The sequence below is a fragment of the Nonomuraea sp. NPDC049309 genome (genome assembly GCF_043196965.1).
Taxonomy (GTDB): Bacteria; Actinomycetota; Actinomycetes; order Streptosporangiales; family Streptosporangiaceae; genus Nonomuraea; species Nonomuraea fastidiosa.
In genome coordinates, this window is record NZ_JBICSH010000011.1 from 38,727 (window position 1) to 55,216 (window position 16,490).

The window sequence follows — 16,490 nt, forward strand, 5'->3', positions numbered from 1 at the left end:
AAGCGAGCCATCAGAAGGCCACCTCCCGCAGCTCGTCGATGGTGAGACCGGCCCAGATGCCGGCCTCGGGCGACACGGCCAGGGCGTAGGCCAGGCAGGCGGCGCGGGCCGGACACACCCGGCACACCGCCTTGGCCTTCTCTTCTCGCGCCTCCCGCTCGTGGTCCGGCTCGGGCTCGAAGGAGTCGGGGCCGGTGAAGAGGCCGGCGGCGTCGCCCTCGCAGGCGGGGCCGGCGTTGAGCACCTCGTCGCAGAGGTCGTACGGAAAGCCGCTCATCGGAGCACCGCCAGCAGGGTCGCGAACGCCTCCGCGACGGCGAGCCGGTGGCAGCTCGGGCAGATCGGCGGCGTGGGAGCCTCCTCCTCAGGGGAGATCTCCTCGGCACCGCCGCAGACGAGGCAGGTCCACTGGACGGACGCCCAATGCACCTGGCGGGCGAACAGGTCAGGGTTGCTGAACCCGTGAGTCATGATGGAAGAACCCTTCTTGGGATGCCGGGGCGCGGATCAGGTTTGGCGACGTGGACCGCGCCCCGGCTTTGTTCTGTCTGGTGCAGGTCAGCCGAGAGCGTTGCTGAACGTGGTCAGGGCTTCGGTGATCTTCTGGATGCCGTCGACGGCGACGTTCACCGCCGATGCGGCTTTGCGGGGCTGAGTCACCACGAAGTAGGCCGCGAGGATCATCAGCACCGTGGACAGGTAGCGCCGGGGGCGGAGAGCAGGCATGAGCAGTGATCCCTTCTGGTCGTCGTCGGGCCTGTCTCTCCTGGTCGGCCGGGCTCTCATACGAGAGCCTGTCCTGTACAGGTATAGAACAGGCTTGGCGGCTCGGTCAAGCTCCTTCCGGGAGCCGCCGTGTTCGTGGCACTAGAAAACCCCGCAGGTCAGGGGGTACGCAGCGTTCAAAAGACGGTGCAATTGAGCGTTGGGGGGTGCACTCGCGCCGGGAGGGGGTGCAAACTGTGGGCGACATCGTGATCACGGAGGGTCATCAACCCCTTGCGCGCCGGGAGTGCCATGAAGCTCCGAGAGCCGAATCACCAGCTCGCAGCGGTCATGCAGCGTGCCTCGTGCTCCAATAAGGCGCTGGCGAGACGGGTGCAGGAGGTGGCCGCCGCGCACGGAGCGGACGTTCGCTGCGATCACGTGTCGGTTCGACGCTGGCTCGACGGAATGCACCCCCGCGGCATGACGCCGCACTTCATCGCCGAGGCGCTCAGCAGGAAGCTGGGCGAGCGGGTGAGCGTGCGCGACATCGGCATGCTGTACGCCGAGGCGATCCCTTTCTCACCCGGTGGGCACAAGCAGGCCGACCCCCTGTCCGGCGGCGTGACGGCGCTCGTCTCCGGCGACCTGTCGGCGAACCCCCAGGTGGTCGAGAGCGACGTCTCCCCGGACTCCTGGAACGACTCCATGGTCACGTGGCTGGTGAACCCCGTACCGATCCCGAGACGCGCCCCCGAGGGACGGGCGGTCACCGCCTCCAACGTGGAGGCCATCCGCGAGACGACCGCGATGTTCGCCAAGCTCGACTACCGGTTCGGCGGCGGCCACGCCAGGTCAACCGTCGTGCAGTACCTCGCCATGGAGGTCGAGCCGCTGCTCAAGCACGTACGGCCGGACACGACGCTGGGCAAGCAGTTCCTCTCCGAGACGGCGGCCATGCTCCGGCTCGCGGCCTGGATGGCGTACGACACCGGCCTGCACGGCCTCGCCCAGCGCTACATGACCAAGGCCCTCCACCTGGCCCGCGAGGCCGACAACCGCATGCTCGGCGGACGCATCCTGGCCGGCATGAGCCACCAGGCCAACTACCTCGGCCACTACGGCATGGCCGTCAACCTCGCGCGGGCCGCGACAATGGGCGCCCAGGGCGCGGCCACCCCCACGGCGATGGCCCTGTTCAGCGCCATGGAGGCGCGGGCGCTGGCGTCGCAGGGCGACGAGGCCGCGTGCAGCCGGGCGCTCAGCGAGGCCGAGCGCTGGTTCGAGAAGCGCGACCCCGAGGACGATCCGGTGTGGCTGCGGTACTTCGACGAGGCCGAGCTGGCGGCCGAGTTCGCGCACTGCTACCGCGACCTCGGCCACCACCACCGGGCGCGCGATCGGGTGCTGGAGAGCGTGCAGCTCTCCGAGAGCCTTTACGTACGCAGCCTCTCCTTCGTCCGCACCATCCTGGCCACCAGCCATGTGGCCGACGGGGAGCTGGAGCACGGGCTCGCCGTGGCGCGCGAGGTCGTCACGACCGTGGCCGACCTGCGATCGGCCAGGACGCGCCGCTACGTGCGAGATTTCATGAAGCAGCTCGCCCGCTTCGGGAACGATCCACGAGTGCGCGAGTTCCGGACGTTCGCCGAGACCCGGCTCGCCCATGCGCGGGCGGAGGCTCGCTGACTCGTCAAAAGGGCTGCCAGACGCGCGGCAACTCGTCGTGCCGCAGCGAGGCCACGCGCCTCTCGAACTCGGCACGGGCCTCGGGGCTGTGATCGACGTTCTGCATGAGCCAGGTGGTCATGGTGACCTCCCGGATGCGGCGGATGGTGTGGAAGCCTGGCCATTCGGTGATGTCGAAGCCGTACGCCTCCACAGCCTGTGCGTACTCCTCCGGCAGCATCCACCCGAAGCCGCGGAACGGCAGGCCGAACCCGGTGCAGACATCCCACTCGCGCGGCCCCCAGGCGAACGCCTCGAAGTCGAGCAGGATCACCTCCCCGTCAGGGCGGCGCAGGAGGTTGTTCTTGTGCCCGTCGCCGTGGATGTGGCCGGCGGGCAGGGCGAAGTCGAGCCTGCTGTACTCGGCGTACAGGTCCTTGACCCGCTGCCGCAGGAACGCGATGTCCTCCTCCGCGACGGTCGTGGCGCTGTCGAGACGATCCTCCACGCGGGCCAGCGGATCGAACAGCGGCAGCAGCAGATCCGTGGGCTTGACCACGTCGTGCAGCTTCCTGAGCATCACCGCCGCGTCGGTGAAGCCGGGCGCCGGCCCCTCACTGACCTCGTACCGCCAGAACGTCACCACCCGCCCGTCGTGCACCGTCGCCTGCGGGCAGTCCGGAAACAGCCGCACGCTCGGGAAGTCGGCCTCTTCCAGCCACCTGGCGACCCCCACCTCCTTCCGCACGTCCGGAAGGAGATCGGCGCTGCGGGCGATCCGCACCACGACGGGTGCCGAGGCGAGCCGGTACAGCGCGTTCTCCCCGAGCCTGATCAGCGCCGCGCCGCGGCTGTCCAGCCCGGCGTGCTCGCAGGCCGCGACGAGCGCCCGGTACGCGTCCTGCTCGCGGAAGCCCTGGGGGGTGGGGGTCTTGGTCATGGATCAGCCCTTCTTGTTCGTGTTGCCCGGTGGCGAGCCGGTCGCCACGTAACGGCCTTTGCTGGGGATGACGACGATCAGGCCCTCCTGCTGAAGCACTTCCAGGGCCTTGCGTACCGTGATGCGCGCCGTGCCGAACCTTTCGGCGAGGACAGGTTCACCAGGCAGCCGCACATCCGGAGGGAACTCGCCGGCCTCGATGGCGGCGCGAAGCTCGCCGGCCACCTCCTCGTAGCGGGTGGCAGGTTTGACGTCCGGGGTGGCCTCGCCCCGCACTCTGCGGCCCCGGCCCATCTGGCTCACGACCAGGCCCTCGCGCTCCAGTTCCGCGAGCGCCTGCCGTACGGTGCCGCGCGCGACGCCGTACGCCTGCATGAGGGCCGTCTCGGACGGGATCATCCCGCCCGGTGGGTACTCGCCGCCGGCGATCCGCCGGCGGAGATCGTCTGCCAGGGTGGCGTAGGCGGGCTGAGCTTTGCCGTGAGTCATGAGGCTCCCTTGCCGAGCAACAACACGCTCAAGGCTAGGACGACCGCTCACGCGCGGTAATGCACGCCGACTCAACGGCCGGCGAAGTCTCGCCCTGGGCCGCCCATCGGGTCGTCTCGGGGGCCGCCTGGTCCGCCCGCGACGCGATGCCATCACCGCGCCTGGCCGACGATCAGCAGCCCCCAGAGCCGCTCGGCCTTGGCCCGATGCCAGGGGCCGGCGTACGCGACGACCTCGGGCTCGCTCCGGTTCCTGCGCCGGAACCGGTACATGCCGCCGGCCGCGAGGAACTCGTACGAGGTCTCCCGGCAGGCGCACGTATATGCGATGACCCGCTGCCGGTCGATGCTGTTCACCTTCCGCGTCTCGCTGCGCCAGCCGAGCCAGACCTCCGGACGCGCCGCCCCGTCACAGGGGTGCGCGGCGAACCCCGGACATGGCCAGTCCTCCTCTTCCGGACTTGTCGGTTGTGCCATTTGCCCGCCCTCCCGCCTCGCGGTGTGGCAACGTTCGTGCACGTAAACGCTTATGAGCATATGCCTACCAGAGCACATGAGGAAGTGGTGTTGTGATGATGAACGGTTGTGATCGACTTCGGTTCCGATCGTCCGGTGCACCGCCAGCTGGCCGACATCATCCGCGCGGACATCGCCGCGGGCCGGCTGAAGCCCGGTCAGCCGCTCCCCTCAGAAACCCGGCTGATGCAGCAGTACGAGCTGGGACGGGTGGCTGTGCGGCAGGCGCTCGCGGTGCTGCGGAGCGAGGGACTGATCGTCACCGTGAAGCGTGAAGGCTCCTACGTCCGGCCGCAAGTGCCCGCTGAACGGGTGCCCGTCGAGCGCTCGGCCGAGGTGACGGCCCGCATGCCGTCCCCGGAGGAGCGCAAGCAGCTGGACATCCCCGAAGGCGTTCCCGTGTTCGTCATCAAGCCGCCGCGGAAACGCGCCCAGCTTCTGCCCGCCGATCGAACAATCCTCGTTTGGGAGGACGTCTCTTCAGGAGAGTGGGCGTAGGTCATCCCCGCGTGCGCGGGGAGCACAAGCGTCGTGTGCGTGTTCGGCGTATACGACAGGGACCATCCCCGCGTGCGCGGGGAGCACGCGAGCACGCTTCCGGAAAGGAGGAAATGCGGGGGACCATCCCCGCGTGCGCGGGGAGCACGGGCAGCGGCTCACCCTGTCGCAGAGCTTCCGGGGACCATCCCCGCGTGCGCGGGGAGCACGCCTCCGCCCCCTCCTGGTCTTCCCGTTCCTGGGGACCATCCCCGCGTGCGCGGGGAGCACTACACCCGGGACGGGCTGGTGAGGCGGTAGGGGGGACCATCCCCGCGTGCGCGGGGAGCACACGATGCAGCTGTCTCGCTCGTCGTCGTTCGGGGGACCATCCCCGCGTGCGCGGGGAGCACCTCACCGCGACCTTGGATTCGTACGCCCGTGAGGGACCATCCCCGCGTGCGCGGGGAGCACTCTCGCTGACCTGCGGGGTTACCTGGACTCGAGGCCGTTTTCGAGCACTTTGAGATATTCGGACATATCACCCACACAGCCCGGCAAGCCAGTGCTAAGCGATGAGACACCGCCTATACGACGTGGTCAGCGCTGTCCATACCGACGACGCCGAGCTACTTTGCTCCAGTTGCGAGGCGGTTCGGGCTCTGGCCGCTCTTGTCGTTCTTTCGGCCTTCGGAGCAAGACAAGCCCCTCGTGGTCGATCGGGTGCCACTTGTGGTCATGCGTTTCGAAGGCGAATCCCTGCTCGTTGTCCGTGGTGTACGCAAGAAGCGCGCGGCCGGTGTCGGCGTACTGCTGAACCTGTAGCCAGAGCTGCTCCCGTATCCGCGCTGACGGCCCTCCGATGAACACGCCTGGGGAGATTTCCATGAGCCAGCGGGTCAGGAACCCCCGTAAGCCAGCCGGGCAACGGGTGAGCACGATGACGGTCACCAGGGCACCTCATCGGCGTAGTTACGGCCTGACTCCACTTCGACGCCGTGATCACTCTGCAGGAACACTTGATCACGCTCCTCGTCAGAGGCGATCTGCTCGGCAGCGGCATCGACCAAGAGCAGATGCTTGATATCGGTCACGCACCGTTTGAGCAGGCCGACCTTGTTGATCCTGTCGCGGATGGCGCGGCGAGTGCGCGATCCAACGTCCTCTGGTCCATGCGCCGCTTCTTCAAAGGCGACAGGGATGGCGATGTCTGTCTTGTAAAGATCAGCAATATCGAGGACGAAGGCGAGTTCATGGCCGGAGTGGATGAAGCCCAGCCCGGGAGAGCAGCCGAGTGCGGCGACCGTGGTTTGAGCCACGCCATACATGCATTGGGCCGCAGCCGTGACCGCCTGATTCAGGGGATCGCTAGCACTGAAGTCGCCCGGCGTGTAGACCCGGCCGTGCCACGCAAGACCGACGCGTTCAGCTTCCTGACGGTAGCGTTCCTTGACCCGGCGGCCCTCTCGTCCGAGCAGTTCGTGCCGCGTGAAGCCCGACGGGTCCTCACCGGGGAATCGCATGCGGTACATCTCCCGAGCCACCTCTAGCCGGGTGCGCCTATTGGCCCATAGGGCCGCTTGGGCCTCGACCAGTGAGGATGACCGGTTGAGCGACCGCCCACCGGAGTAGAAACGTACGCCCTGCTCACCCACCCACACCACGCCGGCCCCGCAGTCGCCGAGCAGGCTCATCGCCTGGTGGGTGACGCGGGTACCGGGGCCTAGCAGCAAGGTGCCGATTGTGGCGGCAGGGATGTGCGTGACGCCGTTTGCGTCCTCGGCGGTGATGGCGTTGTCCTCCCGATGAAGGATGCAGCGTTCCAAGTAGATGAACGAGATACGGTCACCCATCCGGGTGAGTTCGCGTGGCGAGGACTGACCGCGCTGGCCGACGGTGGCCATCGTTCACCCCTTAGCGAGAGTCATCAGACCGCAGCCGTACGCCTTGGCCCTGCCTAGCCCTACAGTGAGGGTGCGGCGAAAGGCCTCCGGATCGGTCACCTGGAGTCTGCCGTCGAAGGTGACGGTGACAAGGGTGACAGGCTTCCGCTGGCCGGGCTTGGTGAACTCGAGTTGCCGGCGGTCGTGCACGGTGAGGTCGTAATGATCCAGCTCGGTTTGCAGGCGCTGCTCAGGCTCCTTCTCCAGAACGGCGAAACCGGCCTTCTCCTGGCGTTGCAGGAGCCAGTCCATCTGATGGCGCCAGCCGACGTGCGCGGTGACCTTGGTCGGCTCGTCGGCCTTCCGGCGGATACTGTGGACGGGGTTGGCAGTCAGGCGAAACGCCCAGGTGTCGCCCTTGGCCAGGCGGGACAGCAGGGGTTCGTAGTCGTAGGTCTGCCAGCGTCCGGTTTCCGGCCACCCTGCTTCTTCCACGAGGTGGGTGAGGTCCGGCTCAGCAGGGCTGACGAGGTACAGGTAAGTCTCTGCGCGGCCGTTGCGGTCGATCCGCCACAGCACGCGGGGACCGCCGTCACCCTGCGGCGGGGGTTCGGCGAAGGCGAACATGACTGCCGCGTGCAACCTCTGCGGAGATGAAAGCAGGCGTCGGGCACCGATGCGAGCGGTATTGAAACGAAACCGGGTCAGGAACATCAGACGCTCCCGAGAGCGGCGATGGGGTCGTGGGCGAGGCGGGCGATGGGATTGATGACCTTCGCTCGTGGTGGCCGGTGGACGCCACGCAGTCGGTACTGCCGGTGTACCGGATCGAAGCTGACCGGTTGATCCCGCAGAGTGTCTGTGGGACCGTCCTCGATCACGGCCTCGAGCAGAAGTTCCAGCTCCACTTCACGTTCATCTCGGTACCGTCTTTGGTACCAGGGCGAGGCACGCCACGGCTCCTGGCGCAGTGCCGCTTCCACGGTGAGTTCGTCACGAACGCTGAGGTACACAGGACGGGACGGCGGGCATGAGCGTCGCCCCAGATATGGCAGAAAACCAGGTTTGTGCAACGCTTGCCGAAGCGTATAGATCAGCCCGGCATCGCCTTCGACGCCGGCGACGAAGACAGCGTCCGCGACATAGAACCGTTCCGACACCGGAGCCGCTTCGCCGGTCACGAAATGGTGGGCGGTCTGGAAGTCACGCAGCAGAATGCCCGGCTGGTCCACCCGGACGCCGAAGCGAAGGGCTGCCAGATCGCTTATGTCCTGCGTGCGTTCACAACCGAGGGCGGCCGCCAGCAGCCCGATCACGGCGCTCTTGGTCGGTGCCGCTTCCGTAGTCCGGCGAGCGAAGCGTGAGGCCGCACCCCACGCCTGGAGTGGGCCGGCGAGCTGCAGCAGCAGGACGCTCATGCCTGCTCCTGCCTCCGCACGACCTCTGCTCCTACAGCGGCGATCAGCTCGGGCATGGGGAGACTGTCACCCAGCCGGGTCAGTGCTGCTGTGGTCTCGCCGACGTGCATTATCCAGGTCGAATCGCTGTCACTGATGCCATAGCTGGTTTCGATGTCGGTGAGGTACGACACGAGTGCCTCGGTGGCCTGTCGCATGTGGCCGCCGGTTTCCGGATCCGCCCGGCAGGGCTCCTCGAACGCGGCGACGAGGTTGATGGGCCGCGCCTCCCGCAGCTTGATCACGACCGCATCGGGCAGGGTGTGATTGCCGAAAGTGTTGATCTTCCCGGTCGGAAGAGACGTCAAGAAGCACTGTACGAACGCCTCGACCGCCTGGCGGACCGGTTCGGTGACCGGCTCGTCATCGCGCAACCCTTTGCCAAGGTTGCGGCGTAGCAGGTCGACGTCCACTGCTGCGTAGCGGTAGAGGGTGGCGGAGTTGAACTCGACCGTGCCGATCATGCCGGCGCCCTTGTCGTCGTCCTTGCGCTTCTTGTAATCGTCGACCGCCGTGTAGTAGTCGGACTCGTTGTCCACCCGGTGCACGCTGATGGCGTGTGCCACCTGAGCCGCTGCGTCCACGTTGATGTCAGTGTCGTCCGCGATCATGCGACCGAACAGCGCGATGTCGACCGAGTGACGGGCTTTGGCGATCTGCTTTGCCTGCTCCTTGACTGCCTTGTCTTTGAAGTACGCCTTGTTCCCTGAGCCATAGCCCTTCACCGCCAGTTCCGCCAGGCCGTCGAGCTGGCGGGCGCTAAGGAATATGAGGTACTTCGATTCCGGAGCCGCCTCCCCCGCCTCACCACGTTCAGCCTGCTCTTTCCGCTTCGGTACCTCGAGCTTCGAGCCAGTGGCAGCCTGGATGGTCTCGGCCGCGATCGACCACGCGTCGGCTTGCGGGATGGAGTCGTCGAGCTTGCGGATGCGCTCGGCGAGGAGTTCGGCCACCCGCCTGGTCCGCACCCCGAGCGCACTCGGGTCAAGCAGGGTGTGGAAGCCTTGCCGAGTTGCCCTCTTCCATGCCTGGCTGGAGACTCGGGCCCGGCGCACGCCACCGTACATAGCCGTTTTGGGCGTACCGGTTTCGTCCCGGTTCAGGCAGCTCGGCGGGACGGTCTGTAGCGCGTGCACTTCGAGGATGGTTCGAATCATTGGGTGTCCTTATCGGAGGAAGCCGCTGTATCGGCATCAGGGCGCGAACTAGGACGGTAAGAGTGGAAGCTACGGCCCCAGCGCTGCCGCACCCGGCGGAGCCCGTCTGGGCTCTGGGCCTGGTAGAGCTGCCGGGCCAGGACTCCGTAGTCGAGCGGAATCGAAGCGTTGCCTAGCAGGATGATGAGGTGCCGGAGTCGGTCGATGAGCACTGCGGGCGTGGTGGCGGTGCCGAGGCGGACAAAGTGCTTACGGATGGGCTCATCCAGCGAGCCCTTGGGCATGAGCTGCCTGACCGCCGCACCGAGTTCAGCGCCTGCCCGGTGCATCGGAATGGGCTTTGACTGCTGGTGCAAGGCGTACAGGGTGATGGCCGCGAACAACGCGAGCTCAGCCCGGGTCGCTTGCCGCTCTGGAAGGTGCTGGTCGCTGTAGAGCCGCTCGATGCCGGCCTTGCCCCACAACTCCGGCACGTCCTCAGGAAGCTTGCCGGCCCCGTACCGCAGCTGCGCCAGCGTAGCGACGGCAATACTGCGGTCCGCCAGGTAGCCCTTTTGCAATTCGATCACATATTCGGCGGCCACGCTGCTCACATAGTCAGCAATCGCAGGCCGTGTTGCGGCCGTGCCCGGCGGGGACGAGGTCATGATGTAGCCTCCACGGGGTCAGAAACTTCGCCGACGTCCGGCGGTAGGGGCTCGCGTTCCTTCGGCCGCGCGGCGGGTAGAGCGGCCCGCAAGCGAGCGCGGAAGAGCAGGTCGGCGGCTGAGGCGTTCAGCCACAAACTCTGGCCCTTCTTACTCTCGACCACCCGTCCCTCCCAGGCGGGGTCTCCAGCCATGCGGAGCAGTTCGTCGCCCAAACGGCTGACCAACTCGTACGCCCGCTGCTGCCACGCCGTCCGGAGCTCCTGGGCATCGTCATCCGGTTTGATGGCGGCCAGCCACGTACGGAACGCTCCATCCAGGGCTGCGAACCCTTCATGCCGCGCTGACTCCTTACGGGGTTCGGCCTCATCCCCACCAGCGCGGGCGAGGTCCGCCGCGAAGTCTCCGAGGATGCCGACGGCCTCTTCGGCGTCGTATACCGCGTCGATCGCCGTCTGGCCGAGACGGTGGTCGTGTGCGTGGAGCAGCACCACCGGCATGGTCACAGCATCATCAGTGATCTCGTCGATGACGGATTGCTGCGTGCCATAGTGGGCACCGATCAGGCGCGCCCGGATGAGAAATTCCGACGGAAGATCGCTTTCGACGGTCAGCCGGGCGACCCAGTCGAGGATTCGCGGGCGGACGATGGCCGCGGCCTCGCCCCGCTGCTCACCGCCGACCACCCGGCCTGCGACCAGGGCCCCTAAGCCGCGCCAAGCGCTGCGGCTGACCTCGTGCTCCCTCGGGAGATACACCTGGGCAAGTCCGTACTTTTTCTCCTGGGCAGGACTCCGCCGCCAGGCGGTCATCGGCTCGTGCTGGTGCCTGTTACGCGGAGCGAGCGGATCGCCGTAAGTAAGGATCACTCCTGTGACTTTGCGGCCATCGTGGAAGAGCCGTACACGACGTGACTGCCAGGTGTAAAGATCGCGAATGCCGGCGGGGCGGCGGCTCAGCTCCAGCTCGTCGGTTTGCCCAGGCCCGTCGGGTGGGCGCCGCCAGGCGGGCCGATCCTGATCTGGTTTGATGCGGAGGTTGTCCGTGTCGAAGGCAACGAGATTCAGCAGCAGTGTCTGACTCAGGGTGTCGCCTTCGACGAAGACACAACCCAAATTGCCTGCCCAGGCCACCCCCTGCGGGTAGACTCGCCCGCCCTTAACCCGAGGATCGCCGACGACACCGGTCTTGATCCCGGAGGTATCGAAGGCATGGGCATGCACAAGCCAGCGGGCGGCCTCAGCAAAGGGTAGATGCTCAACCCCCCGGCCACGCATGGTGAAAAACGGCAGACCGTTAGGCACGTCGGCGACAATCCGGTCAAGCGTGTTGACTTCGCCTTTCGCCGTCCGAAGCTCTGCCGTCTGGTAGAAGGGCTGGCTGGGATGCAGCAGGTCGAATCGTTCGCGGTGCTGGTCCAAGTAGCTGAAGATGCGGTCTATGGGAAGTCCGCTGTCCCACAGCTCCTGCCAATCGGTGATGTCCGCCGGTCCGTCGATGGCGTCGTGCAGAATCGCCAGGAGCAGCCGCAGGAGCGCGAACTCCTGAGTGGGCACATCGCCCACCAACCGTCGAACGTTTTGCGCCTGCGCGAAAACATCGAGCAGAGAGAGCTCTTCCTCGCCGCCGTCACAGCGCTGGACTGGCAACCAGGGTTCTTGTGTCAAGTCGAAGGTTGCCGGGGCCGGCTCACTCAGCACGAGTCACCTCCAAACCGTCGGTGGACGTGTAGCGCAGGTCGTAGCCTGCCAGCCGTGTACGACAGTTCTCGTCCAACACGAGAATCAGCTCTCCTGCCAGCCAAAAGCTGTCCTTGCTCTGCCAAGCGGGAACGTAATTGCGTTCCAGCTCTTCGATTGCCTGGTCCAGAACCTCGGGGATTGAGAACTGGTACGGCAGGCGCAGGCCACAACCGGCCACGATTCGACCGAGGCCCGGCTGCGGCACCGCGTCCCTGGGCAACTCCAATCCATCGCGCTTCCCGGACAGGCCGGGCAGCGTCGTCCAAACTCCATCGGCGCGACGCTGTACCACCAGGACTTCCAACGTTTCGCGGGTGTCGCGCACTTGTGCGCGGCCACGACGGGTGTCGTCGGCATCTCCCACCCCGGCATCGACCCAGCCGAGCAACGGACGACCGGCCCGCCTGACCTCCCTGATCTGAAAATCCTGTGCCATCTCCTTCTGACGGGCCTCAAGCAGCTCTTGTGCCGTTGCCGCCTTGGCCATCGCGTCCTGCCATTGTGGGGGCCCGACCGTGCCAGCGCCGTAGGCATCCTGCACCAACGGGCTGATGTCCTCTGGCAAGCGCACGACGTGCCCATTTGGGCCCGTACCAGATAGGAACGAGTCAAGGACCGCAGCAGACCGCAACAGCGCGTGATCGCGGTAGATCAGCGTGGAGCCGCGTACCGGTTTCGGGGGCAGTGTGTCCCAGTCCGCGCCGGTCACCAGGCATCGCGCTGTGCGCAGCCTTTCCGGACGATGGCTCTGGTTTTCGCCGCGAACGTGCCGATGAAGGCGTCCCATCCGCTGCAAGAGCAAGTCCACCGGGCATAGATCTGTGACCAGTAGGTCGAAATCAATGTCCAACGACTGTTCCGCCACGGAGCTAGCCACGACGATATGAGGCCCCGTGGGACGGTGTTGCCTGCTCTTCTCTGGCGGGCCGAAACGCTGCAACAGGTCACTGTCTTTGTCCGCCCGGTCGAGGTCCACGAAACGAGCGTGTGCAACGCTGACATGTTCCTTGCCGAACAGCTCCCGTAAATATGCTGCTGTTTCCAGCACTCGATCGACGGTGTTTCGAACGACCAGCGCACATCCTCCGCCGCTGAGTTCTTGGGTAAGCCGTTGTCCCAAGGCCGTCAGGTCATCATGCAGCCTCTCCATGTGGACCTGAGTTGCCCGCCCTGACGCTGCGACCGGCTCCGGCGCGATTCTGCCGTTCGGCTCCACGGTGGTGATTAGCGGGTATCCGAGAGCCTGCTCCACCGCGGCCAGGTCAGCGTCGTTGGAGGCACTGCCCGCATACGCTTCGGCCAGCTCGCGACGGCGAGCGGCAGGCAGTGTCGCCGACAGCACGACTACCGGCACACGATAAGAACCCAGCCATGACAGCACCCGGTCAAGGTAGGAGTTCATGTATGTGTCGTAGGCATGCGCCTCGTCGATGACGACAACCTTTCCCGCCAGAGCCAGGTGACGCAACGCCAGGTGGCGGCTCTTCAGCCCCATGAAGAGGAGCTGATCGATCGTTCCAACGACGAACGATGCAAGCATGCCTTTCTTACGCCCGCGGAGCCACTGATGAGCCACTAACTCAGCCGAAGCCGCAGACCGATCGGCAGAGGGACGCCACTCGCCGCTACCGCCGTCCAGCTCTACACCGCGTACATTACGGCTGCTCGCTCGCACCAGTGCCGCATAGTCCTCGTTGAGCGCGGCCTTGGAATGCGCCAGGAGAACCGACCGCTTGCCCGGCTGCGGTCGCAGATCAGGGACGCGCTTCAACCAGTCCAGCATCCGCGGAAACATGGCGTTGCCCGTGGCCATGGTCGGCAGCGCGATGAAGCAGCCGCCGGCACCCGACCTGGCGGCGAAGATCTCCGCCACCGCCAGCGCTGCCTCGGTCTTGCCCTCCCCCATGGGGGCCTCGATCACCATCAGCCCGGGCGCTGACATGCTCCGCGCCAGCTGCACGGCATGCTTCTGAACTGGGCGGAGGCGGCTCCCGGCCGGAAAGCTGAACCTCGACGCGAACACCTCTTCTGGAGAGCCGGTCGGCTCGGACGGTCGCCACAATTCAGGCAGGTCCAGACCATGCCAAGCCGACTCCGCCCGATCCTGATCACGAACCTGCTCCGCATCGGGAAAGTACGGAAACAGGTCCGGGTTGCTAGCGATCCAATCAGCCACGATGACCAGGCCCGTCAGCAGCGCCTGCGCGGGCTGGGAGAGTCGTACGCTCCGCCATCTGGCCAGCCTGTCGCCGACGTCACACACGTCGGCGCAGCGATCCAGCAATTCCCACTGAACCTGACGCCAGAGGACCGCACATCCTGGCGTCCTGACGAGGTCAGGATGATCGACCAGCGCCTTGATGTCTGAGGCCGTCGGCGGTACTCCGTGATGACCGCCAATGATGATCCCCACCTGCAAGGTGTCGGTCCTGGACCAGCCATGGCGCTCAACAAGCCACTCCTGCATGAGAGCCTGTCCAACCAGACCGTGCGGCCCTAGTTTCCGGTCCACGAATTGTTTGTGCAGCGGCATGTCGAGCCCCACCGAACGCATCGCATCGGCGAGCGACTCCACCTGACATGCAAATGCGGGGCTCGCCTTACCGATGTCATGCGTCGTCGCCAGCCACACCGTCAATCGACGCCCGTCATCTAGGCCAACCGGCAAGCACTCCGCGATCGTCCGCTTCACCTGCAGGGAGATCCAGCGGTCCCAGAGGAAACCTGCGACCATGCCGCTATCTGCCATATGCCGCCATAAGGGCAACCACCCATCGGTGTCCCGATCATGCTTCGCCCAGACAGACCGCGCTTCTATGGACAAGCCATCAGCAAACGCTGCACGGGGCGCTTCGTCGCGGAGCATAAGGGACATTAAAGTGCATGAGCGGGCCACAGAGGTGGCTTTACAGAAAGAAAGGTGCGGCCTGCCTGTGGAGAAGTGACCTATATATCCCAACAGTGCACAAATGCAACCTAGAGCGACCAGAGAGTAGCTTGATACACAAACCGATTGTTATGCGTTTTCCTTGGAAGTGCTGGCTCTGGGACTCCTCCCTGGCATCTTCGCAGGCCAGGCAGAGCTCTCCCGCGCACGCGGCGATGGACCCAGCCGGCTTAGGGCCTGTCTCGAAGTATTGATCGGCGGCGTGTCGGAGCCGGGCAAACGACGAGGTCGCCGGTAAGGGTTCATCGACCAAGAAAAACCTGTCCCCGGAGACCTCGTGGCCACCTTAGCGGTGACGCGGCGGTTCAACCCTCACCGAACTTCTCGATCAGCACAGCCTTCTCAGCGCTCTTCCAGTCCCACCGGTAGGTGACGACCGGCAACTCCTCGCCAGGAACGCCGTAGAACCCTTGGCTGCGCCGAATACGTAAGCAAGCCAGAACCCATGCGACACTGGTGTGCAGTCCAGCACTGCCGACAGGCGGTGAAACCACCCCCTTCCCTAGCTGCTTGTTATGTCCAGAATGTCCAATTCGGTGATAGTGCTCGAAAACGGCCTCGCCAACCGATAAAAGCGCAGGTCAGTGAGAGTGTTCCCCGCGCACGCGGGGATGGTCCCTGGCCCCAAGTCGCCGAACCGGCCCGCGCCATGTGTTCCCCGCGCACGCGGGGATGGTCCCGAGTCCACGATCAGGGCCGTGGGCTTGCAGGGGTGTTCCCCGCGCACGCGGGGATGGTCCCGTCCGACACGGTCGCACTGCCCCGATTTTCGAGTGTTCCCCGCGCACGCGGGGATGGTCCCATGCGGCGGTGGCACGTCGAGTCGAGCGGGGTGTGTTCCCCGCGCACGCGGGGATGGTCCCTGGCTGGTCTTCCATCAGCCGCTCGATCTCCTGTGTTCCCCGCGCACGCGGGGATGGTCCCGCCTCCGCATCCGAAAGACCCTGAAGCATTCCGTGTTCCCCGCGCACGCGGGGATGGTCCCGTGCTGGGTACTCCGCCGAGGTCGAGCGGATTGTGTTCCCCGCGCACGCGGGGATGGTCCCTCCGGGGCCGTCCACCGCCCATCAGGGCCGTAGTGTTCCCCGCGCACGCGGGGATGGTCCCGCCACGGTCGGCGAGGCCGTCGCCGCCGGCCTGTGTTCCCCGCGCACGCGGGGATGGTCCCGACGGCGACAACCTGTACGTCTTCAGCACCTCGTGTTCCCCGCGCACGCGGGGATGGTCCCAGGGGGTCGGGCGCGCGCCCGCCCGATCCCCCGTGTTCCCCGCGCACGCGGGGATGGTCCCGGCGTGGCGCCGGTCCTCCGCATCCGCACGAGGTGCTCCCCGCGCACGCGGGGATGGTCCCCTGGCCCGCTGCTCTGGGGTGAGGCCCCGTTCGTGGTTCCCGCGCACACGGGGATGCTGCCTCTCGGATCGAGTACAACGGCACTGGTTTTGGGTGCTCCCCGCCCACGCGGGAGTGGTTCCGCTTCTACGATCGGAGAGACATCTCGGCGGCTGTGTTTACGTCCGGTACTCCCCGCCCGCGAGGAGCACCTCTTCGTCCGGCCCGACCACTCCCAGCATTCCTCGTGCTTTACCCCGTGGTATGGTCACCCCTCGAGAAGACATGCTGGAGTCCTTCCGCAGCTTCGGCAATCGCAGGAAGCCACCCATCGCAAGACGTCTCGCTAGCACCTGTGCCAAATACGTGCGCACATCTTCATCAGTCACCCCAACAAGACCTAGCTGAGCTGGGAAAACGTCGTACGCGCTCAGCTGACTCCTAAAGCGGGTGCCGCAGGTTCGAATCCTGCCGGGGGCACCACGTCTGACCAGCCATTTCGGCCTCTGACCTGCGGTTTCACAACCGCAGGT

General features: G+C 66.1%; 15 protein-coding genes, 1 pseudogene and 2 CRISPR repeat arrays. Of the genes and pseudogenes, 2 read left to right on the forward strand and 14 right to left on the reverse strand.

The annotated features are described in order from the left end of the window. Positions 1-10: 10 nt before the first annotated feature. The 3 genes from ACGFIM_RS38670 to ACGFIM_RS38680 form a co-directional block, all read right to left on the reverse strand. Positions 11-277, reverse strand: a complete 267-nt coding sequence (locus ACGFIM_RS38670; protein ID WP_378785339.1) for a WhiB family transcriptional regulator — start codon at positions 275-277, stop codon at positions 11-13. Continuing rightward, on the reverse strand, positions 274-471 hold the full coding sequence (locus ACGFIM_RS38675; RefSeq protein WP_378785341.1) for a hypothetical protein: 198 nt from the start codon (positions 469-471) through the stop codon (positions 274-276). The genes ACGFIM_RS38670 and ACGFIM_RS38675 overlap by 4 nt, the downstream gene beginning before the upstream one ends. 87 nt (positions 472-558) lie before the next feature. Continuing rightward, the gene (locus ACGFIM_RS38680; protein ID WP_378785343.1) at positions 559-726 is read right to left on the reverse strand and encodes a hypothetical protein; all 168 of its coding nucleotides are present in this window, start codon (positions 724-726) and stop codon (positions 559-561) included. 462 nt (positions 727-1,188) lie between these two features. On the opposite strand from ACGFIM_RS38680, the gene ACGFIM_RS38685 reads away from it, so the two are divergent. Further along, positions 1,189-2,394 (forward strand): hypothetical protein, encoded by a 1,206-nt coding sequence (locus ACGFIM_RS38685; protein WP_378785345.1) that lies wholly within the window; start codon positions 1,189-1,191, stop codon positions 2,392-2,394. A 4-nt stretch (positions 2,395-2,398) separates the two neighbouring features. On the opposite strand, the gene ACGFIM_RS38690 is transcribed toward ACGFIM_RS38685, so the two are convergent. The 3 genes from ACGFIM_RS38690 to ACGFIM_RS38700 all read right to left on the reverse strand — a co-directional run bounded on the left by ACGFIM_RS38690 (position 2,399) and on the right by ACGFIM_RS38700 (position 4,278). Beyond that, positions 2,399-3,313 (reverse strand): phosphotransferase enzyme family protein, encoded by a 915-nt coding sequence (locus ACGFIM_RS38690; protein ID WP_378785347.1) that lies wholly within the window; start codon positions 3,311-3,313, stop codon positions 2,399-2,401. Positions 3,314-3,316: 3 nt separating this feature from the next. Further along, a complete protein-coding gene (locus tag ACGFIM_RS38695; RefSeq protein WP_378785348.1) occupies positions 3,317-3,802 on the reverse strand; it encodes a GntR family transcriptional regulator in 486 nt (161 codons plus the stop codon). A gap of 152 nt (positions 3,803-3,954) precedes the next feature. Then, positions 3,955-4,278: a hypothetical protein gene (locus tag ACGFIM_RS38700; protein ID WP_378785350.1), complete on the reverse strand. Its 324-nt coding sequence runs from the start codon at positions 4,276-4,278 to the stop codon at positions 3,955-3,957. A gap of 135 nt (positions 4,279-4,413) precedes the next feature. On the opposite strand from ACGFIM_RS38700, the pseudogene ACGFIM_RS38705 reads away from it, so the two are divergent. Next, positions 4,414-4,593 (forward strand): annotated as a pseudogene (locus ACGFIM_RS38705) (winged helix-turn-helix domain-containing protein); the annotation flags it as partial. Positions 4,594-4,811: 218 nt separating this feature from the next. After that, positions 4,812-5,268: direct repeats of the CRISPR family, unit length 29 nt; unit sequence GGGACCATCCCCGCGTGCGCGGGGAGCAC. A gap of 126 nt (positions 5,269-5,394) precedes the next feature. On the opposite strand, the gene cas2e reads toward ACGFIM_RS38705, so the two are convergent. From cas2e to cas3, 8 genes are read right to left on the reverse strand one after another with little or no spacing between them, the layout of a single operon-like run. After that, complete coding sequence (cas2e, locus tag ACGFIM_RS38710) at positions 5,395-5,745, reverse strand: type I-E CRISPR-associated endoribonuclease Cas2e (protein WP_378785351.1); 351 nt, start codon at positions 5,743-5,745, stop codon at positions 5,395-5,397. Beyond that, positions 5,742-6,698 (reverse strand): type I-E CRISPR-associated endonuclease Cas1e, encoded by a 957-nt coding sequence (gene cas1e, locus ACGFIM_RS38715; protein WP_378785353.1) that lies wholly within the window; start codon positions 6,696-6,698, stop codon positions 5,742-5,744. The genes cas2e and cas1e overlap by 4 nt, the downstream gene beginning before the upstream one ends. Before the next feature lie 3 nt (positions 6,699-6,701). Then, on the reverse strand, positions 6,702-7,391 hold the full coding sequence (cas6e, locus tag ACGFIM_RS38720) for a type I-E CRISPR-associated protein Cas6/Cse3/CasE (RefSeq protein ID WP_378785355.1): 690 nt from the start codon (positions 7,389-7,391) through the stop codon (positions 6,702-6,704). Continuing rightward, positions 7,391-8,095, reverse strand: coding sequence for a type I-E CRISPR-associated protein Cas5/CasD (gene cas5e / locus ACGFIM_RS38725; RefSeq protein WP_393211615.1), 705 nt, complete (start codon positions 8,093-8,095; stop codon positions 7,391-7,393). Before cas5e ends, cas6e begins: the two co-directional genes overlap by 1 nt. Then, positions 8,092-9,291, reverse strand: a complete 1,200-nt coding sequence (gene cas7e / locus ACGFIM_RS38730) for a type I-E CRISPR-associated protein Cas7/Cse4/CasC (RefSeq protein ID WP_393211618.1) — start codon at positions 9,289-9,291, stop codon at positions 8,092-8,094. Before cas7e ends, cas5e begins: the two co-directional genes overlap by 4 nt. Next, on the reverse strand, positions 9,288-9,938 hold the full coding sequence (casB, locus tag ACGFIM_RS38735; protein WP_393211621.1) for a type I-E CRISPR-associated protein Cse2/CasB: 651 nt from the start codon (positions 9,936-9,938) through the stop codon (positions 9,288-9,290). Before casB ends, cas7e begins: the two co-directional genes overlap by 4 nt. Further along, positions 9,935-11,638: a type I-E CRISPR-associated protein Cse1/CasA gene (gene casA / locus ACGFIM_RS38740; RefSeq protein ID WP_393211624.1), complete on the reverse strand. Its 1,704-nt coding sequence runs from the start codon at positions 11,636-11,638 to the stop codon at positions 9,935-9,937. Before casA ends, casB begins: the two co-directional genes overlap by 4 nt. Beyond that, positions 11,628-14,546 carry a CRISPR-associated helicase Cas3' gene (cas3, locus tag ACGFIM_RS38745; protein ID WP_393211627.1) on the reverse strand — a complete coding sequence of 973 codons (2,919 nt, stop codon included), beginning with the start codon at positions 14,544-14,546 and terminating at the stop codon, positions 11,628-11,630. The genes casA and cas3 overlap by 11 nt, the downstream gene beginning before the upstream one ends. Before the next feature lie 671 nt (positions 14,547-15,217). Further along, a CRISPR array of direct repeats spans positions 15,218-16,100; the repeat unit is 29 nt; unit sequence GTGTTCCCCGCGCACGCGGGGATGGTCCC. Positions 16,101-16,490: the final 390 nt, after the last annotated feature.